A 26061-nucleotide genomic window follows, 5' to 3' on the forward strand; every position below is an offset into this window, starting at 1 on the left:
CCATCCCTTTTTGCATTCTCAGATGCCAGTTACTTCACGGCTTCTTCGAGAATGCGGATATGCACTTCCAGCACGTCGTCTTTCACGCGGGCGCTATGTTCTTTCATGTGGGCCGTCTCAAGATGGGCTTCCAGATGCGCAACGCTTTCCCATTTTTCCAGCATGAAGATGGAGTCCGGGGCGGTAGTCTGGAACGCGACCTGGGCGTTATGATCGACCAGCGGCGCGTAGCCGTGGCAGCCTTCTTCCTTCAGCACGGTTGGAATAATTTTCTCAAACGCTGCAATTACCGCCTGGCGATGGTGTGACCCAGGGCGTGTACGAATTTCTGCAATCACTGTCAGCATGACTAACTCCTTATGTTATCCGGCAAACAGTTAAGCAAAAATACCAGCCAGATGCTTGCGATATTCTGCTACATAATGTGGCACATCAGGTGCCTTGATGACGTCATTAGCGATAAAGGTTGGCAGCCCTTCCATGCCCAGAAACTGGTTAGCCTTGTGGAATGGAAGATAAACGCCGTCTACGCCAACGCCATGGAAAAACTGATCTTTTTCGGTGAAAGCTTCTAAAGGTGCGTTCCAGGTCAGGGACATCATGTAGGTTTTTCCCTGAATCAGGCCGCCGGAACCATATTTTTTAGAGGCGTCTGAACGGGTACGGCCGTCGCTGGCATACAGCGAACCGTGGCCTTCGGTGAACACATCGTCAATGTACTTTTTGACCGTCCACGGGGCGCCCATCCACCAGCCCGGCATCTGCCAGATGATGCTGTCTGCCCAAAGGAATTTCTCAACTTCCGCTTTAACGTCATATTCGCTGTCTGCGCGGGTGACCTGGACATCATGCCCGAGGTCGCGCAAATAGCTTTCCGCGACTTCGGTCATGGTGTCATTAAGCTGGCCGTTGGAATGACCGAATTTTTTACCGCCGTTGATAATCAGGATGTTGCTCATTGTTAGCCCTTAAATAATTACGCTTGCCAATCATTATAATGAGAACCTTACTGTGAAAAAATGACCAGGATGTGCAAAGACTTTTGCTGCACGAGCAATAATCCGGCTGAAATTTCTCAGTTCCAACGGATGCAAACCCTAAAACCACCGCTTTCTGCGTTGCCGAAAGTTGCCCGCATACCGTGCAACGCCGCAATTCGACTAACGATTGACAACCCCAGCCCGCTGCCGGTTTTTAGCTGCCCTGGTGGGCGAAAGAAGCGTTCCCCCAAAGAGGCAAGATATTCAGCGTTCACGCCCGGTCCATTGTCGATAACCTCAAGCTCATTCTCCTTAAGTACGACGTTCACAACGCTGCCTGCAGGGCTGTAGCGGACGGCGTTATCAATGATATTGCGCAACATCAACCCAAGCAGAAGTGGCTGAACGAGCTGGATGACTGGTTTTTCCGGCATCTGCAGGTGGATATCAATATGCTCTCGCTGGGCCGCGTGCCAGGCTTCCATCACGCTTTCCTGAAGCAGAGTCTGCAGTGACACGTCCTGGACATCATTCAGTTCAGCCAGAGAGTCCAGCCGGGAAAGCGTCAGCAGCTGTTCAACAAGACGGGAGGCTCGGTCAATGCCCTGATGAAGCTGGTTCAGCCCTTGCTCTCTGACTTGGGCATCATCTTCCGCCAGTTGAGCCACCTCTGCCTGTACCTTCAGGGCCGCAAGCGGGGTTCGGAGTTCGTGGGCGGCATCGGACGTAAAGCGCCTTTCACGCTGCATAAATGCTTCTGTACGCTCAAAGAGCTGATTTAAGGCATCCACAAGGGGCCTGACTTCCAGCGGGAGAGGCTGAGTCTCGAGTCTGCTGTTGTCACCGGGGGGGCGACGCTGTAGTTTTTGCGCCAGTTTTCGCAGCGGTGCCAGCTCTCTGCTGACTAACCCAATCAGCAGGACCAGCATCAGCGGCAGTGCTATTAACCAGGGCGTGAGCTGAGCGGACACGATATCCAGAGCCATATCGTTCCTGTAGTCCCACTCCTGACCGACCACGATACGATAACGACCATCAGGCGTTGTCAGCCAGACCAGACGCCAGAGATCGTCATCATCATCGAGTTGCCCATCAGTAAATCCGTCCCTATGCCATGAATAGATCAGTCCTTTACCGCTGTCGCCGTCATTGAGCACAAGCCTGCCCTCAGCGGTAAAAATGGCGAAGGCTAATGTGTCATCATCGAGCTTACCGCGATGTTTTTTCAGAATGTTTTTACTGCGAGGAAGCTGTGGCTCGGCGCTGTTTGCGCCATCGAAATCCAGCACGCTTAGCCGCTTAGCAAAAAGCAGTTGTTGGGTATCGAAGAGCTTGTTGAGCGATTTACGGGCTTCATACCAAGCGGCGGCACTGGCAAAGGCTGCTGCTGCAAGGGTCAGCACTATAAAGCCTACGGTCAGGCGTGTGCGTAAGCTTTTGGTCAACGTTCTTAGCATGCATCACCTAACGTATAGCCGATGCCGTGTACGGTGCGAATAAAACCGCTGCCCAGCTTTTTACGGAGATGATGGATGTGAACTTCAAGGGCGTTGCGCGAGACTTCATCGTCCCAGCTATAGATTTTTTCCTCGATCAGTGTGCGTGGCAGAACACGCCCGACATTACGCATAAGCAGCTCGAGTAAAGCGAATTCCTTAGGCTTTAGCTGTAGGGGCTCGCCGTTGAGAGATACCGTATGGTTTGCCGGAGAAAGTACGACATTTCCGTGGGTAATCTCTGGCTGCGCGTGGCCGTGCGCCCGGCGGATGAGTACCTGCAACCGCACTGCCACTTCTGTCAGGGCGAATGGTTTGCAAAGGTAGTCGTCCGCACCCAGCTGTAATCCTTCAATGCGCTCTTCCAGCGAATCTCTGGCAGTCAGGATTAGTACGGGCTGACTGTGCCCCTCTTTACGCCAGGCGCGCAGAATATCCAGGCCATCCATGCCCGGGAGACTGAGATCCAACACTACGGCGTCGTAGGGGGCCAGGCCAAGTGCGGCTTGCCCCTTTGGCCCATCGCTAAACCAGTCAACTGCAAACCCCATTTTGATTAATCCGGCTTTAATGCCGTCACCAATTAGTGGGTCATCCTCAATAAGTAACAGGCGCATGGCGCACTCCTTGTTGCTGCCGTTAAGACGAGCAGTAAATACCTGTCGTCTTTGTGTGTACAGAAGAAAAGCCTGCTCCTTCGGCAAAGACCGCAAATTTGTAATAAAAAACACTTCCTGCCGAGGGGTTAAGATCTCGTTAAGATTTGGGCGCTTTACTAGGGGCTAAGAAACGAAAGGAGAATTACATTATGAAAAAGACAGCCGCTTTATTTGCCATTATCGCTTTAACTTCAGCCCCTCTATTTGCTGCTCAGACCGGCGGGTTTGTTGACCCTAATGCCTCGGTACAAACTCAGCCTATACAGCAGGGCGGCTTTGTGGGCCCAACGGGGAGTAAAACCACGGTAAAACAGGCCAAAACGTTATCTGATGACACTTGGGTGACGCTGACCGGTAAAATTGAGCAGCGCATTGGTGGTGAAGATTATATTTTCCGCGATGCAACCGACAGTATCAACGTAGACATTGACCATAAGCGTTGGAACGGCCAAACGGTTACTCCTCAGGACACCGTGGAAATTCAGGGTAAAGTGGATAAAGACTGGAACTCGATAGAAATCGACGTAAAGCAAATTAACAAACTGAAGTAACGCTGAAAATGCGGCTTGCCCATATGGGCTGCCGCTTCGTATAAAGCTATTCATCGCTATGACTCAACAGGCCAGATAAGGTACTATCGGCGGCAATTACGCCGATTGTGGCCACAATCGGTTCGTCAGTTTGAGGATGAATGAGCAATGAGTGATTTGACTCATGATGGTGCTGAGCGTCTTGCGCTACACGAATTCACGGAAAATGCGTATCTCAACTATTCCATGTACGTCATCATGGACCGCGCCCTGCCGTTTATTGGCGACGGGCTCAAGCCGGTTCAGCGTCGAATCGTATATGCGATGTCGGAGCTGGGGCTAAACGCCAGCGCAAAATTCAAAAAGTCAGCCCGTACCGTGGGTGATGTGCTGGGTAAATACCATCCGCACGGCGACAGCGCCTGTTATGAAGCGATGGTGCTGATGGCGCAGCCGTTCTCTTACCGCTATCCGCTGGTGGACGGGCAGGGGAACTGGGGCGCGCCGGACGATCCTAAGTCCTTTGCTGCCATGCGTTATACCGAATCTCGCCTGTCGAAGTACGCGGAGCTGCTGCTCAGTGAGCTCGGGCAGGGAACGGTAGACTACATCCCGAACTTTGACGGAACCCTGCAGGAGCCAAAAATGCTGCCTGCGCGTTTACCGAACATCCTGCTTAACGGGACAACCGGCATTGCGGTAGGGATGGCAACAGACATTCCTCCGCATAACCTGCGTGAAGTCGCCCAGGCCGCCATAACGCTGATTGACCAGCCAAAAACGACGCTGGACAGCCTGCTGGATATCGTCCACGGTCCGGATTATCCGACCGAAGCGGAAATCATCACGCCGCGTGAAGATATTCGCAAAATCTACCAGAACGGGCGCGGCTCCATCCGCATGCGTGCGGTGTGGCGCAAAGAAGACGGCGACGTTGTGATTACCGCGCTGCCTCATCAGGTGTCAGGTGCTCGCGTTCTGGAGCAGATTGCCAGCCAGATGCGTGCGAAAAAGCTGCCAATGGTTGAAGACCTGCGCGACGAGTCGGATCATGAAAACCCGACCCGGCTGGTGATTGTGCCTCGTTCCAATCGCGTAGACGTTGAGCAGGTAATGAACCATCTGTTCGCGACCACCGATTTGGAAAAAAGCTATCGCGTTAACCTGAATATGATTGGCCTTGACGGTCGCCCGGCGGTGAAAAACCTGCTGGAGATCCTCAGCGAATGGCTGGTCTACCGTCGTGACACGGTGCGCCGCCGCCTGAACTACCGTCTGGAAAAAGTCCTTAAACGCCTGCATATCCTCGAAGGTTTGCTGGTAGCGTTCCTCAATATCGACGAAGTGATTCATATCATTCGTACCGAGGATGAGCCGAAGCCGGTGCTGATGTCTCGTTTTGATATCAGCGAAACGCAGGCCGAAGCTATCCTTGAGCTGAAGCTGCGTCACCTCGCCAAACTGGAAGAGATGAAGATCCGCGGCGAGCAGAACGAGCTGGAAAAAGAACGCGATCAGCTGCAGGGTATTCTCGCTTCAGAGCGCAAAATGAACACGCTGCTGAAAAAAGAGCTGCAGTCGGATGCCGATACCTACGGGGACGACCGTCGCTCTCCGCTGCACGAGCGCGGTGAAGCGAAGGCGATGAGCGAGCATGACATGGTGCCGTCTGAACCGGTGACGATTGTGCTGTCGCAAATGGGCTGGGTGCGCAGCGCCAAAGGCCACGATATTGACGCGCCGGGCCTGAGCTATAAAGCCGGTGACAGCTACCTTGGCTCAGCCAAAGGTAAGAGCAATCAACCGGTGGCGTTCATTGACTCCACCGGGCGAAGCTACGCGCTGGATCCTATCACGCTGCCGTCAGCGCGTGGTCAGGGTGAGCCTCTGACCGGTAAGCTGACGCCACCGCCGGGTGCGACGGTTGACTATGTGCTGATGGCCGCAGACGATCAGAAGCTGCTGATGGCTTCGGACGCAGGCTATGGCTTCGTCTGTACCTTTAACGACGTTGTTTCACGCAACCGCGCAGGTAAAACGCTGATTTCCCTTCCGGATAACGCCCGCGTCCTCCCTCCGCTGGAAATTCACAGCGCAGACGACATGCTGTTGGCGATCACCGCCGCCGGGCGCATGCTGATGTTCCCGGTGAGTGATCTGCCTGAACTGTCGAAAGGCAAGGGTAATAAAATTATCTCTATCCCGGCAGCCGAAGCGGCGAAAGGTGAAGATAAGCTGGCACATCTGTTTATCCTGCCGCCGCAGAGTACGCTGACGCTGCACGTCGGGAAGCGTAAAATTAAGCTGCGCCCTGAAGAGTTGCAGAAAATTACCGGTGAGCGAGGCCGCCGCGGGACGCTGATGCGTGGCCTGCAGCGTATCGACCGCGTGGACGTCGATTCCCCAATGCGGGCTGGAGCTGGAGACAGCGAAGAATAATCCGGGTTACGGCGGCAGCGTTGCCGCTGTCCGGTGTGTTTTACGCTAAAGCCGATATACTTATCAACGGCTTCGGCTCATGAGGTAGTTATGCTAGCGATTGTACGTTTTATTATTGTCGTTATTTACTGCATCCTGGTATGCATCTTTGGTTCAATTTATTGTCTGTTTAGCCCGCGTAATCCGCGCCATGTGGCAACTTTTGGGCACCTTTTCGGGCGTCTGGCGCCGGTATTCGGTCTCAAGGTTGAAACCCGCTTACCTGCCGGGGCAGAAAACCATCCCACCGCGATTTACATCGGTAACCATCAAAACAACTACGATATGGTGACGGCCTCGAGTATCGTGCAGCCGCCGACGGTAACGGTTGGGAAAAAAAGCCTGGTGTGGATCCCGTTTTTTGGCCAGCTTTACTGGCTGACGGGCAACCTGTTGATTGACCGGGATAACCGGGCAAAAGCCCACGGTACTATCTCCCAGGTTGTCGAGCAGATTCGCAAACGTAATGTTTCTATCTGGATGTTCCCGGAAGGGACCCGCAGCCGTGGTCGGGGCCTGCTGCCGTTTAAAACCGGGGCGTTTCATGCCGCGATTGCCGCGGGCGTGCCGATTATTCCGGTGTGCGTTTCCAATACCAGTAATAAAATTAAGCTAAACCGTTGGAACAACGGGTTGGTCATCGTCGAAATGCTGCCGCCAATTGATACCAGCGCTTATGGGAAAGATCAGGTCCGTAAGCTGGCCACTGACTGTCGTGAACTGATGATGGCCAAAATCGACGAACTCAATCAAGAAGTTGCCGCGCGTGAAGCCGCCGGCAAAGTTGAAAAGAATCAGGCGAGTTAAATGCCGCCTTTGGCGGTACGGTTTGTATCGCCTTTCGTTATTCAGTTTTACATGGAGCAATTATGTCACTCAGTCGGCGTCAGTTTATTCAGGCATCCGGAGTTGCGCTTTGTGCCGGCTCGGTGCCGCTGAGGGCAAACGCGGCAGGGCAGCAGCAGCCTTTACCTGTTCCCCCTCTGCTTGAATCTCGTCGCGGCCAGCCCTTATTCCTGACGCTGCAGCGCGCTCACTGGTCATTTACCGGCGGCGCGAAGGCACCCGTTTGGGGCTTTAACGGGCGCTATATGGGGCCAACCATTCGCGTCTGGAGCGGGGATGACGTGAAGATGATCTACAGCAACCGTCTGCAGGAAAATGTTGCGATGACGATTGCTGGCCTGCAGGTGCCGGGGCCGCTGATTGGCGGGGCCGCACGTATGATGTCGCCGAACGTAGACTGGGCGCCCGTTTTACCCATTCGCCAGCGAGCCGCTACGCTGTGGTATCACGCCAACACGCCGAATCGCACCGCAAGGCAGGTTTACAACGGCCTCGCGGGGATGTGGTTAATTGAGGATGAAGTCAGCAAATCTCTGCCAATCCCTAACCATTACGGCGTGGATGACTTCCCGATTATCATCCAGGACAAGCGGCTCGACAACTTCGGTGCGCCAGAGTATCAGGAGCCCGGCAGCGGCGGTTTTGTTGGCGATACGCTGCTGGTGAACGGGGTGCAAAGCCCGTACGTGGAAGTGTCCCGTGGTTGGGTGCGCCTGCGTTTGTTGAACGCCTCAAACTCGCGTCGCTACCAGCTGCAAATGAGCGATGGTCGCTCCATCGCGGTGATTTCCAGCGATCAGGGGTTCCTGCCGGCACCCGTTTCGGTCAAGCAGCTGTCGCTGGCACCGGGAGAGCGGCGAGAAATTCTTATCGACATGACCGAAGGCAAAGAGGTCTCGATTACCGCCGGTGAAGCGGCGGGGATCATGGATCGCATTCGTGGTTTCTTTGAGCCGTCGAGCATTTTGATTTCCACGCTGGTGTTAACGCTGCGTCCTACCGGGCTGCTGCCGCTGGTGACCGACACGCTGCCAATGCGCCTTCTGCCGGAAGAGATTATCGGCGGTAACCCAACGCGCAGCCGTGAAATCACCCTCGGTGACGATCCGGGCATTAACGGCCAGCTGTGGGATATGAAGCGGATTGATATTCAGACTCAGCAGGGCACCTGGGAACGCTGGACGGTGCGCGCTGATACGCCGCAGTCTTTCCACATTGAGGGCGTTAGTTTCCTGGTGCGCAACGTCAACGGGGCTTCGCCGTTCGGGGAAGATCGCGGCTGGAAGGATACCGTGTGGATAGACGGGCAGGTTGAGCTGCTGGTCTACTTTGGGCAGCCTTCCTGGGAGCATTTCCCGTTCCTCTACTCCAGCCAGACGCTGGAGCTTGCCGATCACGGCTCCATCGGTCAGCTATTGGTTCAGCCCGCACCCTAGTTTTTACCCTCACCCTAACCCTCTCCCTACAAGGGAGAAGGGATAGCATGGGACTCTACGCAGAGTCTTTTTCCCCTCGCCCCTTTGGGGAGAGGGCCGGGTGAGGGGCGTAAAACACCGAATAACCCTTCAAAGATTACTGCTAATAGGCGTATAATCGCCGCCCTTTTGTTCATTTCTACATCATCTCTTCGGAAATATTATGAGCGCCAAAAGCCTGATCCAGCCGGAACGCGAACTCTTTTCATGGCCTCAATACTGGGCCGCCTGTTTTGGTCCGGCACCGTTTTTACCCATGTCTCGAGCGGAGATGGACGAACTCGGCTGGGACAGCTGCGACATCATTCTCGTCACCGGCGATGCCTACGTGGATCACCCCAGCTTTGGGATGGCCATCTGTGGCCGTATGTTAGAGGCGCAGGGTTTCCGTGTCGGTATCATTGCTCAGCCGGACTGGTCTTCTAAACAGGACTTTATGCGCCTCGGCAAGCCGAACCTGTTCTTTGGCGTGACCGCCGGGAACATGGATTCGATGATTAACCGCTACACGGCGGACCGCAAGCTGCGCCACGACGATGCCTACACGCCGGATAACGTGGCAGGCAAGCGCCCCGATCGTGCTTCTCTGGTTTACACCCAGCGCTGCAAAGAAGCGTGGCGTGATGTGCCGGTGATCCTCGGCGGCATCGAGGCCAGCCTGCGCCGTACCGCGCATTATGATTACTGGTCTGATACCGTGCGCCGCTCGATTTTGGTTGATGCCAAAGCCGATATGCTGATCTTCGGCAATGGTGAACGTCCGCTGGTGGAAGTGGCGCATCGTCTGGCTAACGGAGAAGGGATCGCTGACATTTGCGACGTGCGTAATACCGCCATCATGCGCAAAGAAGCGATGCCCGGCTGGGCAGGCGTCGATTCCACCCGGCTTGATACGCCAGGAAAAATCGACCCCATTCCGCATCCTTACGGGGACGATCTCCCCTGTGCCGACGGCAATAAACCGAAGGACAAGAAGGCGGATGAAACCAAAGCTGTAACCGTGCAGCCCCCGCGACCAAAGCCGTGGGAAAAGACCTATGTTCTGCTGCCGTCCTTTGAGAAGGTGAAGGCCGATAAGGTGATGTATGCCCACGCTTCGCGGATCCTGCATCATGAAACTAACCCCGGTTGTGCCCGAGCGCTGATGCAAAAGCACGGCGATCGCTATATCTGGATCAACCCTCCGGCAATCCCGCTTTCTACCGAAGAGATGGATAGCGTGTTCGCGCTCCCCTACCAGCGTGTGCCTCATCCTTCCTACGGCAAGGCCCGCATTCCGGCCTATGAGATGATCCGCTTCTCGGTGAACATTATGCGCGGCTGCTTCGGCGGCTGCTCTTTCTGCTCCATCACCGAGCATGAAGGCCGCATTATTCAGAGCCGATCCGAAGATTCCATCATCAGCGAAATCGAAGCGATGCGCGACAGCGTGCCGGGCTTTACCGGCGTAGTGTCCGATCTCGGTGGCCCAACGGCCAATATGTATATGCTGCGCTGTAAGTCGCCGCGCGCGGAGCAAACCTGCCGTCGCCTGTCGTGCGTTTACCCGGAAATTTGCCAGCATATGGACACCAACCATCAGCCGACCATCGATCTCTACCGCCGTGCCCGCGATCTGCAGGGCGTGAAGAAGATCTTGATTGCCTCCGGCGTGCGTTACGATCTGGCGGTTGCCGATCCGCGCTACATCAAAGAGCTGGCCACTTACCACGTGGGCGGTTATCTCAAAATTGCCCCAGAGCATACCGAAGAAGGGCCGTTGTCGAAGATGATGAAGCCGGGGATGGGCAGCTATCATCGCTTTAAAGAGCTGTTCGATACCTATTCGAAGCAGGCTGGCAAAGAGCAGTATCTGATCCCATACTTTATCTCCGCGCACCCTGGGACGCGTGATGAGGATATGGTGAACCTGGCGCTGTGGCTGAAGCAGCACCGGTTCCGCCTCGATCAGGTTCAGAACTTCTATCCGTCGCCGCTGGCTAACTCAACCACCATGTATTACACGGGCAAAAATCCGCTGAGTAAGGTGAACTACAAAAGCGAGGATATCGTCGTGCCTCGCGGTGACCGCCAGCGCCGCCTTCATAAAGCTCTGCTGCGCTATCACGACCCGGCTAACTGGACGCTGATCCGTGAGGCGCTGGAGGCGATGGGGAAAAAGCACCTGATTGGCGGCAGACGTGAATGCCTGGTGCCTGCCCCGACCCTGGAAGAGATGCGTGAGGCCCGCAGGCATGCTCGTCACGCCCGCCCGGCGCTGACGAAACATACCCCGCTTGCGCACCAGCGCCGTCCGGCAGCAGCAGGAAAGAGGAAGCCGCATGTGAAGTAACGGCGTGCTTTCATGCCGCTGTCATTTTTTTCTGCGACAAAGAGAAGTGGGAATCCCTGTCCGTCGGGTCTGGTGCTAAGCTGCCCGGCGGCCTCTTTGCTGAAATGAGAAATGAACATGTCTAACCCGCTGTACGTTTTTGACCTCGACCACACCCTGATTGACGCCGATTGCAGCACTCTCTGGAGCCGTTTTCTTTCTCGCGAAGGGCTGATCAAAGACCCTGATTATCTGGCCAAAGAGCACAAGCTGATGCTCGACTACCAGCGTGGCGAAATGAACATTCACGAATACGTTGGCGTCACGCTGGCCCCGCTGGCCGGCATGACAGTTGCCGATGTCGATACGCTGGTGGCTCGCTGCGTAGAAAATGATGTACTGCCGCTGGTTTACCCGGAGGCGAAGCGCCTGATTGAGCAATTACACGCTCAGGGCCAGCAGATGATGATCATCTCTGCGTCGGTCAGCCTGCTGGTGAAGGCCATTGCGCCGCGGCTGGACATTGAACACGCCATCGGTATCGACCTGGTGACCGGCAATAACGCCTACACCAGCGTGATAAGCGGTGTGCCGAGCTATCAGACAGGTAAAATTACCCGTCTGAAGGAGTGGCTGACGGTGAACCCCGAATACAGCGGAGAACTGACGTTTTATACCGACTCTATTAACGACCTACCGCTCTGCCTTGAGGCCGACAAAGTGCTGATGGTAAATCCTTGCCAGAAGCTTGCGGCGCAGGGCGCTCGCTACGGCTGGCAAACGCTGAGCTGGTCTTTATAGCGGAACCGGGGCATGGCGAAAACCGTGCCCCGTTTAGGCGTTATTGCGGAGAATACAGCGGCACCGGCTTCCCGGTGATATAGCGGCGGCGCAGCCAGGCAGAAATAGCATCCATCGCCATTACCACGCAGACCAGAATCAGGGTGATAAACATCACCACGTCCCAGTTCCACAGCCGCATGTTCTCGGCATAAACCAGGCCGACACCGCCCGCGCCGACAAAACCCAGCACCGCCGCTGAACGGGTGTTGGACTCAATCTGATACAGGCTGAGGGAGAGAAACGCCGGGAACGACTGGGTGAAGATCCCGAAGCGGTGCTTCTGAATGCCCGCCGCGCCCACGGCGGTTAATCCCCGGCTCGGAGAGCGTTCTACCGCTTCGTGCCCCTCGGCATACAGCCTGCCCAGTAAGCCGGTATCCTGCATGATAATTGCCAGTACGCCAGCCAGCGGGCCAAGCCCCACGGCGCGCACAAATATTAGCCCCCAGATTGCCATATCCACGCCGCGCAGCAGGTCGAACAGGCGGCGCACCAGCAGCGCAATGATCCTTGCCACCGGGCCCTGCATGATATTGCGGGCGGCAAAGAACGACAGCAGCAGCGCCAGCACAGTGGCGGTTAGCGTCCCGGCAAAGACAATGGCGAGCGTAATAGCGATTTGCGAGAAGTAATAGGCGAACGGCCAGTTAACAAAGTCATGCCAGACAAACATGCGCAGGAAATAGCGCCCGAGCTGAGCGATGCCGGTCAGGATTTGCCCGGAGTCGATGCCGAAAGTGAAGAAAAACCAGACGTAGTAGCCGAGGATGGCGGCGGCCAGCAGGCCGATGTGACGCAGATATCGTCCCTGCATCCGGTAAAGTTCGCGGTGCTGCTCGCGGCTTTTAGCGATATCCGGTGTTGCCTGTGAAATGCTCATTTTTTCCCCTCCAGAACCCAGCGGCGCAGCCTGCCGGACAGGACATCGAGGATGGAAACCACCACGATAATCAGCAGCAGCGTGATGCTGACCTGGTCGTAGCGGTCGAGTTTAATGTTGGTCATCAGCTCCTGGCCGATCCCGCCCGCGCCAACGAGGCCGAGAATGGTGGAGGAACGGAAGTTAATTTCAAAGCGCATAAAGCTGTAGGACAGGAAGATCGGTTTCACCTGCGGCCACAGAGCGAAGCGCACGCGCTGAAGTGGCGTGGCACCGCAGGCCACCAGGCCGCGCACAGGTTTGTCGGACGCGCTTTCGATGGCTTCGTAAAACAGCTTGGTCAGGCTGCCAATGGTGTGCAGGGCCAGCGCCAGAAACCCCGGAATAGCGCCAATACCAAAGGCCATCACGAACATCACCGCCCATGCCAGCTCCGGCATCGTTCTCAGGAAGGCAACTGAAGCACGAACGCCGAAGCGCACGGCGGGCGGTGTCCAGGTATTACCGGCGGCCAAAAATGCCAGCACAGCGGCAATGCAGGTCGAAATCAGCGTCGACGCCAGCGCCAGCTGCAGCGTTTCCCAAATCAGCGGCAGCTGAATCGGCAGGCGGTATCCCCAGTAGGCCAGCGAGCCTTTGGTGTGGACGTCGGCCAGCAGAACCGGGAGGTGCAGCGTCGGCAGGGTTTCGAACATGTAGTCGAGGAAGTTTGGCAGCGATTGCCAGATGGTGGTCAGGCTGAACTCTGCGATATGACCGGCGGTAAGATACAGGCCTACCAGCAGCAGGGACCAAATCAGGGTGTCGCGCTTCTGGCGCATTCTGACCTGGTGATAGTAACGCTCAAATTCCGTATTCAACATCATCACTTATTATCCGGTTTGTTTCCGGTGACGGGTTGCCCCGTCCTGATAAAAAAGCACCCAGGCAGGCTGCCGGGGTGCGATTTTTATGCGGTGGGCGTCAATTAGCGAGCGCTAACCAGCTCACGCTTCATGTCGATAATCTGCTGGAAGTCAGCCACTGACGCCGGGCCGATGTGCTGGGTGCCGCCCATCGCCTTCACAAAGCAGCCGTGATCTTCTTTATCCAGTTTTTTCACCGCATCCACCACTTTGGCCTTGAAGTCAGCTGGCAGCTTGTTGCTGACCAGGATCGGGCCGTTCGGGATCAGTGGTGAGGTCCAGATGATGCGGATCTGCTTCATCAGGTCAGGGTGATCCATACGGATCAGGCGGTTAAACGCCCCGGCGGTGTAGCCGTCGTTATAGTCGCCAACCATGGAAGCCCAGGTCACCGCGCCAGCAAACTGGCCGTTCAGCACGCCCAGGATGTCCTGTTCGTGGCCGCCGGAGAAGGTGACGCTGGAGAAGAAGTTGTTGTATTTGTTGTCCGCGGTGCCGCCGAGTTTCTGTTTGAACTCGTGGTTCGGGATCAGATAGCCAGAGGTGGAGTCCGGATCCGCGAAGCCGAAGGATTTGCCTTTCAGATCTTCGATGGTTTTGTACGGACTGTCGGCTTTCACGATCACTACGGAGTGGTAGCCGCGGGACTGATCTTTATCGTCAACCGCGATGCCGACGATATCCACCGCTTTCGGGTCGTTCATGTACACCGAAGCGTAGGAAGAAGGAGACATGCTCAGCACCAGGTCGACTTTACCGCCGATCAGGCCCTGAATAACGCCAGAGTAGTCAGAAGAGTTACGCAGTTTAGTGTCGACATTCAGTTCTTTATCCATGAACTGCTTCACACACTGGTTATCACCAATTTGCTGGGTCGCATTCTGCCCGCCGAGGATCCCGAGGTTCAGTTCGCGCGGCTGGTCAGCAGCCATAGCGTGGCCTGCAATCACAAGGCCAGTAATCACTGCGGATAAACGTAATGCGCCAGTCAGTTGCTTTTTCATTATCATTGCCTGTGTTGTATCAATTGGAGAGAGAATTAATGCACTTGATTGATTTCATCGCCGTACAAGAGATGCAGCACGTCGTCCGTTAACATCGACGGATGACCGTCAAACACGATATTTCCTTTTGCAACCCCGATAACGCGGGTGCAGTACTCTTTCACCAGCTCGATGGAATGCAGGTTCACCATCACGCTGATGCCTTGCTCACACACTTCACGCAGCACTTTCATGATGCGTTGGGTATTTTTCGGGTCGAGTGAAGCCACCGGCTCATCGGCCAGCAGAATGCTTGGGTTTTGCATCAGCGCGCGGCAAATAGCGACGCGCTGCATCTGGCCGCCGGAAAGGTTCTCGGCGCGCTGCAGGGCGTGGGGCAGCATGTTCATCCACTCCAGAAGCGAAATAGCGCGGGCGCGGTCTGCTTCAGGGAAAACCTTAAACAAGGATTTCAGCGTGGAGGTCTGGCTCAGGCGACCCAGCAGGACGTTAGTCAGCACGTCCAGTCTTGGCACCAGGCAGAAGTCCTGGAAGATCATGCCGCATTCGGTGCGCCACTGGTTCAGAGCGCGACCGCTGAGTTTAGACACATCGTGCGGCATCCCGACTTCCGGAAAGCTGAGGATCTCGCCCGACGTGGCAGAATGCGTACCGTTAAGAATATGCAGCAGCGTAGATTTACCTGCGCCTGAACGGCCAATCACGCCCACCAGTTCACCGGCATGCAGGTCGAAGTTAATGTCGTGCAGCACGGTCTGGTGTGCGTTATAGGCCTTACTCAGACTCTTAACGCTCAGGACTTTACGCCCCGGCGCGGGCGCAAACTGCGGCAGCGACTCCAGGTCAGAGTTGGTAACTACGGCAAGGGATCTGTTCATAACCATTCCAAATGAGTTAGCGAAGCTGGCCCTATTTATCGTGGTGTTGTGTGACTTTTTGATTACGGCTAAAAGAACAAATAATGAACGCCGTGAAAATTCACGCGACGATCAAACAGATGTGTTACACGTAGAAAGCGCTGGGGCAGGGGGTGTGCGGGAAATAAAAAACCACCCTGCGGGTGAAGGCGAAGGTGGTTTTGGGGACGAAAAGAGAAGCCGGATTTAGCCGACAAACACGTCCGGGTCTGGCCCAAGGCGTTTGCCGCTGTCGAGCTTCGCGATTTCAGCCAGCTCTTCTTTGTCCAGCCGGAAGTCGAACACGTCAAAGTTTTCAGCAATACGGGCAGGCGTGACCGATTTAGGGATAACCACCAGCCCGCTATCGAGGTGCCAGCGAATCACCACCTGAGCCGGGGTTTTACCGTATTTGTCCGCTAAATCACGAATGATTTTCTGATCAAACACGCCTTCACCGCCCTGGGCCAGCGGGCTCCAGGACTCGGTCTGGATTTTGTGGGTCGCGTTCCAGGCGTGGAGCTGGCGCTGTTGCAGCAGAGGGTGCAGCTCAATCTGGTTGATCACCGGGCTAACGCCGGTTTCGTCGATCAGCCGCTGGAGGTGATTAAGATTGAAGTTACACACCCCAATACTCTTCGCCAGCCCCTCTTTTTGCAGCTCAATCAGCCCTTTCCAGGCTTCGAGATAATGATCTTTACTCGGCACCGGCCAGTGCAGCAGGTAGAGATCGACATAATCAAGCTGCAGTTTTTCAAGGCTGTCTTCCAGCGCCTGGCGGGGCCGCTGCTGGTCGCTGTTCCAGAGTTTGGTGGTAATAAACAGATCGTCACGCGCAATGCCTGCGCTTTTCAGCGCGGCACCTACGCCGTCCTCGTTTTTGTAGGCGGCGGCGGTATCAATGGAACGGTATCCCACTTCCAGGGCTTTCTCAATGGCCGTTCTGACCTGGTCGTTGCTGGCCTGCCAGACACCGAGCCCAAGCTGCGGCATTACGTTGCCATCCTGGAGCTTGATTAAGGTTGGATGAGTCATGCGTACCTCCTTAATAGTGCGAAAAACACCGGGCAAGCCCGGTGTAAGTTTTGTATTAAGTCTAGTCGAAACTCAGGCGATCAAATCGCTAACCTGGATTCTCTTAGCGCGCGGCTTCGTAAATGCGGCGGCTAACGTCCAGCGTAATGTCCTGATGTTCGCCCAGCTTAGTCATGCCTTTTTCTTCCAGTTTCACCAGCAGAGCAGGGATGGAGCTGCCGTCCAGGCCGTAGGCGGACAGGCGAGTCGCGGTGCCCATTTTCTCGAAGAAATTGCGGGTTGCTTCGATGGCCGCATCAATACGCTCTTCTTCGCTGCCGGAGGTGATGTTCCAGACGCGTTCTGCGTATTGCAGCAGTTTGGCGTGCTTCTCGTTACGCTTTTCATTCATCAGCGAAGGCAGAACCACCGCCAGCGTTTGAGCGTGATCCAGGCCGTGCATCGCGGTCAGTTCGTGGCCCAGCATGTGGGTCGCCCAGTCCTGCGGCACGCCAGCCCCGATCAGGCCGTTCAGCGCCATTGTTGCAGCCCACATCACGTTCGCACGCACGTCATAGTTTTCAGGATCTTTCAGCGCTTTCGGGCCGTCTTCGATCAGCGTCAGCAGAATGCCTTCCGCAAAACGATCCTGCACTTTGGCGTTGACCGGGTAGGTCAGGTACTGCTCGATGGTGTGAACAAAGGCATCCACCACGCCGTTAGCAACCTGTTTAGGCGGCAGGGTGTAGGTGTAAACCGGATCCAGAACCGCAAAGACAGGCTGCACGAAGTCAGACATGAACGCCTGTTTGTCGCCGGTAGAGCGGCGGGAAACCACTGCGCCTTTGTTAGATTCGGAGCCGGTGGCCGGCAGCGTCAGCACGGAACCCATTGGGATCGCGCTTTTCACGTCGCTACCGCGGGTCAGCAGAATGTTCCACGGATCGATATCCTGCGGATAGTGCGCCGCAGCGGCGATAAATTTAGTGCCGTCGAGCACGGAGCCACCGCCGACTGCCAGCAGGAAAGTCACGTTTTCTTTACGCGCAATCTCTACGGCTTTCATCAGCGTTTCGTAAGACGGGTTAGGTTCGATGCCGCCAAACTCCAGCACGTCGAGGCCTTTCAGCGCGTCTTTAACCTGGTCCAGTACGCCAGTTTTAATCACGCTGCCGCCGCCGTAGGTAATCAGTACGCGAGCGTCGGCTGGGATCTGGTCACGCAGTTCTGCCAGGGAGCCTTTACCAAACAGGATGCGGGTTGGGGTATGAAGATTGAAGTTATTCATGATGGGTTTCCCGTTCGTTAGATGAGTCACATTGCTAAATCTGATGGTGCCTATTGTGGTCCGCCACGCTGCCTCTCTCAATGCATATTCCTGCCTTTATCTTGCCTGTTTCTCCAAATGACTGGAGAAATCGCAGAATCCATCGCACACTGTAAGCCGGATAAAAAGCGCCGTGGAGACGTAAGAAATGAACCGCCAGGCTATCTGCCAGCAGCTGACGGATAAAATCAATCAGCTGATTTTAAAAGAAAAGAGTGATGTATTTTTTGATGGCGTACGGCTGATGTACGGCACCAAACCGATGGCGCGTACCCCGGTCATGTACGAGCCGGGCATTGTTTTTCTCTTTTCGGGTCATAAAACAGGTTATCTTAATGACCGCGTATTCCGCTATGACGCCAATGAATACCTGCTGCTGACGGTGCCTTTACCCTTCGAGTGCGAAACTTTTGCGACGGCAGACGTACCGCTCGCCGGGATGCGTGTGAAAGTGGATATCCAGCAACTGCAGGATTTGCTGATAGACATCGGAGAAGACGATCTCTTCCGTCCGCAGTCCTGTACCGACGGGATAAATTCTGCCGAACTGTCGGAAGAAATTCTTTGCGCTGCAGAGCGATTGCTGGATGTATTAGAGAGGCCTCTCGATGCCCGAGTCCTGGGCAAGCAGATTATCCGTGAGATCCTTTATCACGTTTTGACGGGCCCAAGCGGCGGGGCGCTACTGGCGCTGGTAAGCCGCCAGACGCATTTTAGCCTGATCAGCCGCGTGCTGCGCCGGATTGAAAACCAGTACACCGAAAACTTGTCGGTGGACCAGCTGGCAGCCGAGGCTAACATGAGCGTTTCTGCGTTTCATCACAACTTCAAGTCGGTGACCAGCACGTCGCCGCTGCAATACCTGAAAACTTACCGTCTGCATAAGGCAAGAATGTTAATGCTGCATGACGGTATGAAGGCAAGCGCGGCGGCTATCCGCGTGGGCTACGAGAGCGCGTCTCAGTTTAGCCGGGAGTTTAAACGCTATTTTGGCGTGACGCCGGGGGAAGATATGGCGCGGATGCGGGTTATTTAATGAGGCAAAAGCGAAGAGCGAATAAGTCGGGCTTATCCGCTCTTTCTTCATCAAGCAGGGTTACGCGGCGCTAACCTTTTTTTTCAGCACCACAAACACCGTGCCGACCAGGCCCACAATCAGCAGAGCAACCGGCAAAATCATCAGGAAGGTCATCACCTGATCTTCATGGCGCTTAACAAAGGGGATCATGCTGAGCGCGTAGCCCAGGCTAATCACAACGCCGACCCACAGCAGGCCGCTTAGCCAGTTAAAGAACTGAAAACGGCGGTTGCTGAGGCCGGAAATCCCCGCCATGGTAGGCAGCAGAGTACGAACAAAGGCCAGGAAGCGGCCCGCGAGCAGCGCCAGTAAACCGTGGCGGTCAAACATTTGCGTGGCGCGCTGGTGGTACTGAGTTGGCAGCTGTTTCAGCCAGCCTTTAACCGTGCGGGTGTTGCCGAGCCAGCGCCCTTGTAAATAGCTAAGCCAACAGCCCAAACTGGCTGCGATGGTTAAAATCACCAGCGTCGGTACAAAGCCCATCACGCCTTTGGCGATCAGCGCTCCCGCGAGCAGCAACAGGCTATCGCCCGGCAAAAATGAAGCAGGAAGTAGCCCATTTTCCAGGAACAGCGTCGCAAACATAACGCAATAGACAATGCCAATCACATGGGGGTCGGCCAGCGCGGCAAAATCGTGATGCCAAAGCGCCTCGACAATATTTTGTATAACAGCCATAGGTATTCCTGTGGAACCGCTTATTGAGTTCGCCCCGAGTATTACACCCGCAACTTAGGCTCACCTTAATTTCTACACATTGTACTGCTAAAATCTTCTCGACACCTTGATCCCAGGCTCAACAAAATCCCGATAATGGCAAAAAACTGTTCCACGATTACCGATAAACGGATTTTTTAGGCAATACGCTGGAAACCCGCTTCCAGATCCGCCATCAGATCGTCCACGTTTTCCAGGCCAATATGAAGGCGAACCAGGGTGCCGCTAAAGTCGACGCCGCCTGCCGGGCGGAGCTCCGCCAGCTCATCGGGCTGATTAGCGAGAATAAGCGATTCATAGCCGCCCCAGGAATAGGCCATGCTGAAATACTCGAAATGATTGAGGTACTGTTCATACTCTTCATCACTCAGCCGCTTTTTCAGCACAAATGAGAACAGCCCGCTGCTGCCCGTAAAGTCACGTTTCCAGTATTCATGCCCTTTGCTGCCGGGCAGCGCTGGATGATTCACGCGCTCAACCTGCGGATGCTGTGCCAGCCATTCGGCGACTTTTAAGCTGCTTTCTTGATGCTGACGCAGGCGAACACCCAGGGTCCGAATACCGCGGCTGGTCATATACGCGGTGTCTGCATCCAGCATTTGCCCCATCAGATAGGCATTCTCGCGCAGCTGATCCCAGCATCGGGCATTGGATACCGCGGTGCCAACCATCGCATCCGAATGGCCAATTAAATATTTGGTTCCCGCCTGAATGGAGATGTCGATGCCGAACTCCAGCGCTTTAAACAGCACGCCAGCCGCCCAGGTATTGTCGATCATGATGATAGCGTCGGGGGCAACGCGCCTTACCGCTGCGACAATCGCCGGAATATCGTGGACTTCCATCGTAATAGAACCGGGGGATTCCAGAAAAACGACTTTGGTATTCGGCTGAATCAGGCTGGCGATATCGGCACCAATCTCCGGCGCGAACCAGCCAGTGCTAACCCCAAGCTTTGAGAGAATTTTGGTACAGAAATCCTGCGTTGGTTCATAGGCCGTTTCGGTCACCAGAACGTGATCGCCCTGTTCAACAAAGGCCAGAATTGTATTAGCCACCGCGGCGGCGCCGCAGGGAAAGAGGGCACAGCCCGCGCCGCCCTCAAGTTCACACATCGCTTCCTGCAACGAGAAATGGGTCAGCGTGCCGCGACGGCCATAGAACAGCTCGCCCTTAGCGCGGTTAGCGGTGGCCTGCTTTTTGGCCTCAACGCTTTCAAAGACGAGGGAGGAGGCGCGCTGAATCACGCTGTTAACCGAACCCTGAGTAAACTTCTTGCTGCGCCCGGCGTTGACCAGCGCCGTTTCGATGTGTTTTTCCGCCATTTCCGCTTCCCCGTCTAACCATCTGGATGTCTGGACGTAAATTAACACAGAATGGGCAAAGGGCATCATGCCGTTTTCTCAGGTTGGCGAAAAAAGTCATCATTTCGCCATGTGGGCGCTTTTCCTGCGTAAGCGCAAGGAATGCTTCAACAATTTCCGGCAGTCTGCAAATACTAATGAGAACGACTATCAATTCGATAGTTTTTTGATATATTAGTCTCAGTTTTGACATTTATTTCTCGCTGGAGCGTAAGACGTGACGAGTAATCTGATGCAGACGGATCTGTCCGTTTGGGGCATGTATCAACATGCTGACATCGTAGTGAAGATCGTGATGATTGGCCTGATTCTGGCCTCTGTTGTCACCTGGGCCATCTTTTTCAGTAAGAGCGTGGAGCTGATCACCCAGAAACGTCGCCTCAAGCGAGAGCAGCAGCAGCTGGCTAACGTGCGCTCCCTGAACGAAGCGAGCAGCGCGGCAGAAGCCTTTGACAGTAAAAGCCTGAGCACGCTGTTAATCAACGAAGCCCAGAACGAACTGGAACTTTCAGCCGGCGTGGAAGATAACGAAGGCATTAAAGATCGTACCGGCTTCCGCCTTGAGCGCCGCGTGGCCGCCGTTGGGCGTCACATGGGGCGCGGTAACGGTTTCCTGGCCACCATCGGTGCGATTTCACCGTTCGTCGGCCTGTTTGGTACCGTTTGGGGCATCATGAACAGCTTCATCGGTATCGCTCAATCCCAAACCACTAACCTGGCGGTCGTTGCCCCGGGCATCGCAGAAGCGCTGCTGGCGACGGCAATCGGCCTGGTTGCTGCCATCCCGGCGGTGGTTATCTATAACATCTTCGCGCGTATGATCGGCAGCTACAAAGCCAGCCTCAGCGACGTTGCCGCGCAGGTTCTGCTGCTGCAAAGCCGCGATCTGGACCTGGATGGTACCGCTCAGCCGCGTCCGGTGCGTAATACCCAGCAACTGCGAGTAGGTTAATGCCCCATGGCAATGCGTCTGAACGAAAACCTCGATGACAATGGTGAAATGCACGAAATCAACGTTACGCCGTTTATCGACGTGATGTTGGTGCTGCTGATCATCTTCATGGTGGCGGCGCCGCTGGCAACGGTGGACGTGAAGGTTAACCTTCCGGCCTCCAGCAGTGAACCACAGCCACGCCCTGAGAAGCCGGTTTATCTGTCGGTAAAAGCCGATCATTCGATGTTTATCGGTAATGACCCGGTAACCAAAGAGTCGATGGTCAATGCGCTGATTGCCGCAACCGAAGGGAAAAAAGACACCACCATTTTCTTCCGCGCGGACAAAACGGTGGACTACGAAACGCTGATGGACGTGATGGATACGCTGCACCAGGCAGGGTATTTGAAGATTGGCCTGGTCGGCCAGGAAGTCACGAAAGCGAAGTAAGTGGGGATGACCCTCATCACGGCCCTCTTCCTCTTGGGAGAGGGTGAAAACAACTCAAGTTTATTCTCTCCGTAGTTGTTACGTTCACCCGTAAATCTTTTTCCCCTGCGCGTTCAGAGCACGGTGAACGTGTCCGGGGAATAACGCCATCCCCCGAACAGCCCCGGCGCCCGGCGAGCTCATCGCCGCTGAAGCGGTAAACCCACCGGCTATCACCCAAACATTCGGGGTCGTTCGCGATTCGTTCCTGACGATCGCTCTCTTTCGCTGTTCCCGACAGCTCAACCCCGCCTGAGTTGGGTCATAGCCTGGGGCGATGAGAGCCGGGGACAAGGGCGTGGCGGTGTGACTTGCAGCGACTGTTGCGTTCAGCGTTGCTTTGAGCTTAAAGCGAGGCTCGGTTCCGGCTTAAATCGCCACCGTTTTCTCTCCGACTGGCCAGGGTCCGGACGCCGGGAGCGGCCGGAGGCTGAGAGCGTCGGGAGCGCATCTCAGCCGACCCAGGACTGGGAGATAAAACGGAGGTCTGCCGCTTCAGCGGTCGATTTATTTGGCCGGGAGTCCGGGGTCTCGGGGGAGTGACGGTGACTCCACCGAGTCGTTCACAAGTTTGGGGGCTGCATATAAAGCTGTGCTTGAGGTGAACGGAACCTTAGCTGAACCTTCATATAGCTTATTTGTGACTAACAGACAGCCAAAGAGAGAAATCGTTAAATTTTATTACTCTTTATATTCCCTCGCCCCACTGGGGAGAGGGCCAGGGGAAGAGGCAAACCCCACTCACAGCGTAGAACTCTTCCACGTCTTCTCTGCAAGACCACGGGTCATCGACAGCGTCTGGGCTTCCTGCTCTTTCAGGCGCTGATAATGCCCTTCCAGCCGCTTAAGAATCTGCTCTTTAAGCTTTGGATGATGGCTGAGGATCTCCTCCAGCACCGCCCCATACACCTCTTCTTTGGCACGCCACGGGAAGATTTCACGGCGATTCATCCACTTCAGGTCGATAAGCGCCGAAGTAATATCCGTAACTTCCTGCGTATTACGGGTGATATTTTCATTCTTAAGGCGAACCAGAATCGCTATATTTTTACTTAACGTAAATTCATGGTCTTTATTTTCATCAGCGCTAATTAACAAGGGCTGTTTTTTTAGAGGTTCTGCCATAGCACTACTCCTCAATTGAATAGCATAATGGCCAGGGTTTTTCTTGGGTCATTTGATTAACCCAAATTTCCTGCTCCTTGCTACCCACCCAGGCGGTTTTGTCTTCGATAAGCATCTGCAAATCGGCGGCACTAATAAGTTCTTTTTCAACCAGTTCGCCAATCAGGGCGTGTAACGCCTCTATCCGAACTGCGCACAGCAGACGCTCTTTAATATGACGATCGGTTTCTTCAAGCAGGCGGTTTTTGGCCTGCCCGGCATAATGACTGCCGCTCAGGATGTTTTTTTCCAGCGTTAAAATCTTGTCCTGAACGACTTCCGACGTGGTACTATTTTCAGCTTCTGCAGGGAGCGTTGACGGTGCAACAACGGGATAGCGCCGTGGTAAGAAGTGTTCAGGCAGCATCGAATGTGATCCTTTGAAATCGGTTCAATATTCAGGTTCAGAGATTCGCGATATGATGCCTCAATTCAAAAATAAAAAAAACAGGAGTTTCTTATGCACAGCATATTTTATTCTATTGTCACCATTTTGATTTTGTTGTGTGCTGTATTGGTTATGCTCAAGGAGTTTAGCGCTTCAAATAATAAGAAAAATCGTGCGGCGGGTGAAATACAATCCATCACCACCAGCGAAGAGCGGGAAGATTATTTTGGCATGCTGATGTCTAAAATTACGCCCAGCTATTATTGGCGTATTAATAGTGAGTATATTGATTTTACTCACGCCACAATTAAAAAAATGCGTATCGATGAACTGACTTCACAGCCGGTTTTATTTAGTGCCCAGCGCCGCTGCAGTGATTTAAATTCGGCGGTGTATAAATATTATGACAATATTAAAAAACGCTGTGCCGAAGGTGAGCAGGTGCCATTGTCAGATATTGAAGTGCTGAATCTGCGCCAGTGTTTTAACGAGTTTAGCCGCGACGCTTATCCTGCACTGGTCGCGTTGGTATGGCCACAGTATCAGCGCCCGGAGATCGACCTGAACAGCGTGTGAGCCCTGTAATCCTGCGTCTGGGGCTCACGCTTAAACGCCGGAATTCGCTATAATGACGCCCTTTTGCTATTTCCAGACAGGACATTATGGAACGTTTTATTGAGAATGCGATGTACGCCTCGCGCTGGCTTCTGGCCCCGGTTTACTTCGGGTTATCTCTGGCCCTGCTTGCGCTGACGGTGAAGTTTTTCCAGGAGATCATTCACGTTCTCCCGAATATCTTCTCGATTGCGGAGGCTGACTTAATTTTGACCCTGCTCTCGCTGGTGGATATGGCGCTGGTCGGCGGCCTGCTGGTGATGGTGATGTTTTCCGGCTATGAGAACTTTGTCTCGACGCTGGATATTTACGAAGGCAAAGAGAAACTAAGCTGGCTGGGGAAAATGGACTCTGGCTCGCTGAAGAATAAAGTTGCGGCATCCATCGTGGCCATCTCTTCTATCCATCTGCTGCGTATTTTTATGGACGCTAAAAACGTGCCGGACAACAAGCTGATGTGGTACGTGATCATCCACCTGACGTTTGTGCTGTCGGCGTTTGTGATGGGCTATCTCGACAAGCTTTCCCGCAGCGGGAAATATTAAAAACTAAGCCCCTGTTTACAGGGGCTTTGGCTTTTATTTGTCGGACGATGCCTGCCACAGATTTAGCTCGCCATCGGCGACGTGGCGGTCAATTCGCTCCAGCTCTTCTGCGGTAAAGTGCAGATTATCCAGCGCTTTCACATTCTCTTTTAGCTGTTCTGCCCGGCTGGCACCGATCAATACTGAGGTGACGCGCTCATCTTTCAGCAGCCAGCTCAGCGCCATCTGTGCCATTGTCTGGCCACGCTCCAGCGCCATCTCGTTGAGTAAGCGCAGGCTACTGAGATTCGCCTCGGTCAGCATCTTTTCATTCAGCCCGCGAATTTTATTGCCTTCCACCTGCATCCTTGAGCCTTCCGGGATGCCGTTCAGGTATTTGCCGGTCAGCAGGCCCTGGGCGAGCGGGGTAAAGGCGATACAGCCGCTGCCGTTGTGCTGCAGCGTGTCCAGCAGGCCGCTTTTATCGACCCAGCGGTTTAACAGGTTGTAGGAGGGCTGGTGAATAAGCAGCGGAATTTTCCATTCTCGCAGCAGATCGGCCATTTTCTCTGTTCTTTCGGCGGAGTAAGAGGAGATCCCGACGTAAAGCGCTTTGCCGCTTTGCACCGCATGTGCCAGGGCGCTGGCCGTTTCTTCCATCGGCGTTCTCTCATCCACGCGATGGGAATAGAAGATATCGACATACTCCAGCCCCATGCGCTTCAGGCTCTGATCCAAACTTGCCAGCAGGTACTTACGTGAGCCGCCGGAACCATAAGGGCCTGGCCACATGTCATACCCCGCTTTGGTGGCAATAATCAGCTCGTCGCGGTAGCTGCCAAAATCCTGCTTCAGCAGGCGGCCAAAGTTTTCTTCCGCCGAGCCCGGAGGCGGCCCGTAGTTATTCGCCAGATCGAAATGCGTAATACCCAGATCGAACGCGGTGCGCAGCAGATCGCGCTGGGACTCCAGCGGACTCACGCCGCCAAAACTGTGCCACAAGCCGAGAGAAAGCGCGGGCAGCTGCAGGCCGCTCTGGCCGCAGAAGCGATACTGCATGGATTGATAACGCGACGGGCTGGCTTCGTAGGGCATGGTGTCTCCTTAGGGTAAGAGTTATTTTTGAAACGTTGTTTCCATCTTA

General features: G+C 54.7%; 26 protein-coding genes. 11 read left to right on the forward strand and 15 right to left on the reverse strand.

Annotated elements, in window-relative coordinates; genetic code table 11:
* Positions 1–29: 29 nt before the first annotated feature.
* The 4 genes from ACREYP_RS02535 to qseB form a co-directional block, all read right to left on the reverse strand.
* Positions 30–347 carry a putative quinol monooxygenase gene (locus tag ACREYP_RS02535; RefSeq protein ID WP_008460925.1) on the reverse strand — a complete coding sequence of 106 codons (318 nt, stop codon included), beginning with the start codon at positions 345–347 and terminating at the stop codon, positions 30–32.
* Positions 348–377: 30 nt separating this feature from the next.
* Positions 378–959 (reverse strand): NAD(P)H-dependent oxidoreductase, encoded by a 582-nt coding sequence (locus ACREYP_RS02540; RefSeq protein WP_039297985.1) that lies wholly within the window; start codon positions 957–959, stop codon positions 378–380.
* A 116-nt stretch (positions 960–1075) separates the two neighbouring features.
* Positions 1076–2437 carry a quorum sensing histidine kinase QseC gene (qseC, locus tag ACREYP_RS02545; protein ID WP_336818879.1) on the reverse strand — a complete coding sequence of 454 codons (1362 nt, stop codon included), beginning with the start codon at positions 2435–2437 and terminating at the stop codon, positions 1076–1078.
* Positions 2431–3093, reverse strand: a complete 663-nt coding sequence (gene qseB / locus ACREYP_RS02550; RefSeq protein ID WP_166995188.1) for a quorum sensing response regulator transcription factor QseB — start codon at positions 3091–3093, stop codon at positions 2431–2433. The genes qseC and qseB overlap by 7 nt, the downstream gene beginning before the upstream one ends.
* Before the next feature lie 191 nt (positions 3094–3284).
* Here qseB and ACREYP_RS02555 point away from each other — a divergent pair, with 191 nt between their 5' ends.
* From ACREYP_RS02555 to ACREYP_RS02580, 6 genes are all read left to right on the forward strand, one after another.
* Positions 3285–3686, forward strand: coding sequence for a YgiW/YdeI family stress tolerance OB fold protein (locus tag ACREYP_RS02555; RefSeq protein WP_166995190.1), 402 nt, complete (start codon positions 3285–3287; stop codon positions 3684–3686).
* A gap of 147 nt (positions 3687–3833) precedes the next feature.
* On the forward strand, positions 3834–6104 hold the full coding sequence (gene parC, locus ACREYP_RS02560) for a DNA topoisomerase IV subunit A (protein ID WP_336818880.1): 2271 nt from the start codon (positions 3834–3836) through the stop codon (positions 6102–6104).
* Positions 6105–6194: 90 nt separating this feature from the next.
* Positions 6195–6950 (forward strand): 1-acylglycerol-3-phosphate O-acyltransferase, encoded by a 756-nt coding sequence (locus tag ACREYP_RS02565; protein ID WP_008460931.1) that lies wholly within the window; start codon positions 6195–6197, stop codon positions 6948–6950.
* Positions 6951–7012: 62 nt separating this feature from the next.
* Positions 7013–8425, forward strand: coding sequence for a cell division protein FtsP (gene ftsP / locus ACREYP_RS02570; RefSeq protein ID WP_498881085.1), 1413 nt, complete (start codon positions 7013–7015; stop codon positions 8423–8425).
* A gap of 202 nt (positions 8426–8627) precedes the next feature.
* Entirely contained in the window at positions 8628–10796 is a 2169-nt protein-coding gene (locus ACREYP_RS02575) for a B12-binding domain-containing radical SAM protein (protein ID WP_498881086.1), read from the forward strand.
* Between the two features lie 117 nt (positions 10797–10913).
* Complete coding sequence (locus ACREYP_RS02580; RefSeq protein ID WP_498881087.1) at positions 10914–11576, forward strand: HAD family hydrolase; 663 nt, start codon at positions 10914–10916, stop codon at positions 11574–11576.
* 40 nt (positions 11577–11616) lie between these two features.
* Here the strand turns inward: ACREYP_RS02580 and phnE (ACREYP_RS02585) are convergent, their stop codons facing one another.
* The 6 genes from phnE (ACREYP_RS02585) to yqhD form a co-directional block, all read right to left on the reverse strand.
* Positions 11617–12498, reverse strand: coding sequence for a phosphate/phosphonate ABC transporter permease (gene phnE, locus ACREYP_RS02585; protein WP_498881088.1), 882 nt, complete (start codon positions 12496–12498; stop codon positions 11617–11619).
* Positions 12495–13364 carry a phosphonate ABC transporter, permease protein PhnE gene (gene phnE / locus ACREYP_RS02590; RefSeq protein WP_034810028.1) on the reverse strand — a complete coding sequence of 290 codons (870 nt, stop codon included), beginning with the start codon at positions 13362–13364 and terminating at the stop codon, positions 12495–12497. The genes phnE (ACREYP_RS02585) and phnE (ACREYP_RS02590) overlap by 4 nt, the downstream gene beginning before the upstream one ends.
* 101 nt (positions 13365–13465) lie before the next feature.
* On the reverse strand, positions 13466–14407 hold the full coding sequence (gene phnD / locus ACREYP_RS02595) for a phosphonate ABC transporter substrate-binding protein (protein ID WP_008460942.1): 942 nt from the start codon (positions 14405–14407) through the stop codon (positions 13466–13468).
* A 35-nt stretch (positions 14408–14442) separates the two neighbouring features.
* Entirely contained in the window at positions 14443–15285 is an 843-nt protein-coding gene (gene phnC, locus ACREYP_RS02600) for a phosphonate ABC transporter ATP-binding protein (RefSeq protein ID WP_039287781.1), read from the reverse strand.
* Positions 15286–15510: 225 nt separating this feature from the next.
* Positions 15511–16338, reverse strand: a complete 828-nt coding sequence (gene dkgA / locus ACREYP_RS02605) for a 2,5-didehydrogluconate reductase DkgA (RefSeq protein ID WP_008460946.1) — start codon at positions 16336–16338, stop codon at positions 15511–15513.
* A gap of 103 nt (positions 16339–16441) precedes the next feature.
* Positions 16442–17605: an alcohol dehydrogenase gene (yqhD, locus tag ACREYP_RS02610; RefSeq protein ID WP_166995200.1), complete on the reverse strand. Its 1164-nt coding sequence runs from the start codon at positions 17603–17605 to the stop codon at positions 16442–16444.
* Between the two features lie 187 nt (positions 17606–17792).
* Between yqhD and ACREYP_RS02615 the strand changes: the two genes are divergently transcribed.
* On the forward strand, positions 17793–18680 hold the full coding sequence (locus ACREYP_RS02615; RefSeq protein ID WP_336818882.1) for an AraC family transcriptional regulator: 888 nt from the start codon (positions 17793–17795) through the stop codon (positions 18678–18680).
* 60 nt (positions 18681–18740) lie between these two features.
* Here the strand turns inward: ACREYP_RS02615 and yghB are convergent, their stop codons facing one another.
* Positions 18741–19400 (reverse strand): DedA family general envelope maintenance protein YghB, encoded by a 660-nt coding sequence (yghB, locus tag ACREYP_RS02620; protein WP_008460953.1) that lies wholly within the window; start codon positions 19398–19400, stop codon positions 18741–18743.
* A gap of 176 nt (positions 19401–19576) precedes the next feature.
* The gene (metC, locus tag ACREYP_RS02625; protein ID WP_008460955.1) at positions 19577–20764 is read right to left on the reverse strand and encodes a cystathionine beta-lyase; all 1188 of its coding nucleotides are present in this window, start codon (positions 20762–20764) and stop codon (positions 19577–19579) included.
* 256 nt (positions 20765–21020) lie between these two features.
* On the opposite strand from metC, the gene exbB reads away from it, so the two are divergent.
* A complete protein-coding gene (exbB, locus tag ACREYP_RS02630) occupies positions 21021–21755 on the forward strand; it encodes a tol-pal system-associated acyl-CoA thioesterase (protein WP_166868526.1) in 735 nt (244 codons plus the stop codon).
* A 6-nt stretch (positions 21756–21761) separates the two neighbouring features.
* Positions 21762–22187: a TonB system transport protein ExbD gene (gene exbD / locus ACREYP_RS02635; protein ID WP_008460960.1), complete on the forward strand. Its 426-nt coding sequence runs from the start codon at positions 21762–21764 to the stop codon at positions 22185–22187.
* 780 nt (positions 22188–22967) lie between these two features.
* On the opposite strand, the gene ACREYP_RS02640 is transcribed toward exbD, so the two are convergent.
* Positions 22968–23351, reverse strand: a complete 384-nt coding sequence (locus ACREYP_RS02640) for a hypothetical protein (RefSeq protein ID WP_008457003.1) — start codon at positions 23349–23351, stop codon at positions 22968–22970.
* Between the two features lie 4 nt (positions 23352–23355).
* Positions 23356–23757 (reverse strand): hypothetical protein, encoded by a 402-nt coding sequence (locus tag ACREYP_RS02645; RefSeq protein ID WP_008457005.1) that lies wholly within the window; start codon positions 23755–23757, stop codon positions 23356–23358.
* A gap of 93 nt (positions 23758–23850) precedes the next feature.
* Here ACREYP_RS02645 and ACREYP_RS02650 point away from each other — a divergent pair, with 93 nt between their 5' ends.
* Together ACREYP_RS02650 and ACREYP_RS02655 are read left to right on the forward strand one after the other, a co-directional pair.
* Positions 23851–24354 carry an ESA_00282 family adhesion-associated protein gene (locus tag ACREYP_RS02650; RefSeq protein WP_336818883.1) on the forward strand — a complete coding sequence of 168 codons (504 nt, stop codon included), beginning with the start codon at positions 23851–23853 and terminating at the stop codon, positions 24352–24354.
* A gap of 86 nt (positions 24355–24440) precedes the next feature.
* Positions 24441–24938, forward strand: coding sequence for a TIGR00645 family protein (locus ACREYP_RS02655; protein WP_008457009.1), 498 nt, complete (start codon positions 24441–24443; stop codon positions 24936–24938).
* A gap of 33 nt (positions 24939–24971) precedes the next feature.
* On the opposite strand, the gene mgrA is transcribed toward ACREYP_RS02655, so the two are convergent.
* Positions 24972–26012: an L-glyceraldehyde 3-phosphate reductase gene (gene mgrA / locus ACREYP_RS02660; RefSeq protein WP_166995208.1), complete on the reverse strand. Its 1041-nt coding sequence runs from the start codon at positions 26010–26012 to the stop codon at positions 24972–24974.
* Between the last annotated feature and the right edge of the window lie 49 nt (positions 26013–26061).

It is taken from the genome of Enterobacter sp. TMH.L2, from assembly GCF_050847315.1.
Lineage (GTDB): Bacteria > Pseudomonadota > Gammaproteobacteria > Enterobacterales > Enterobacteriaceae > Cedecea.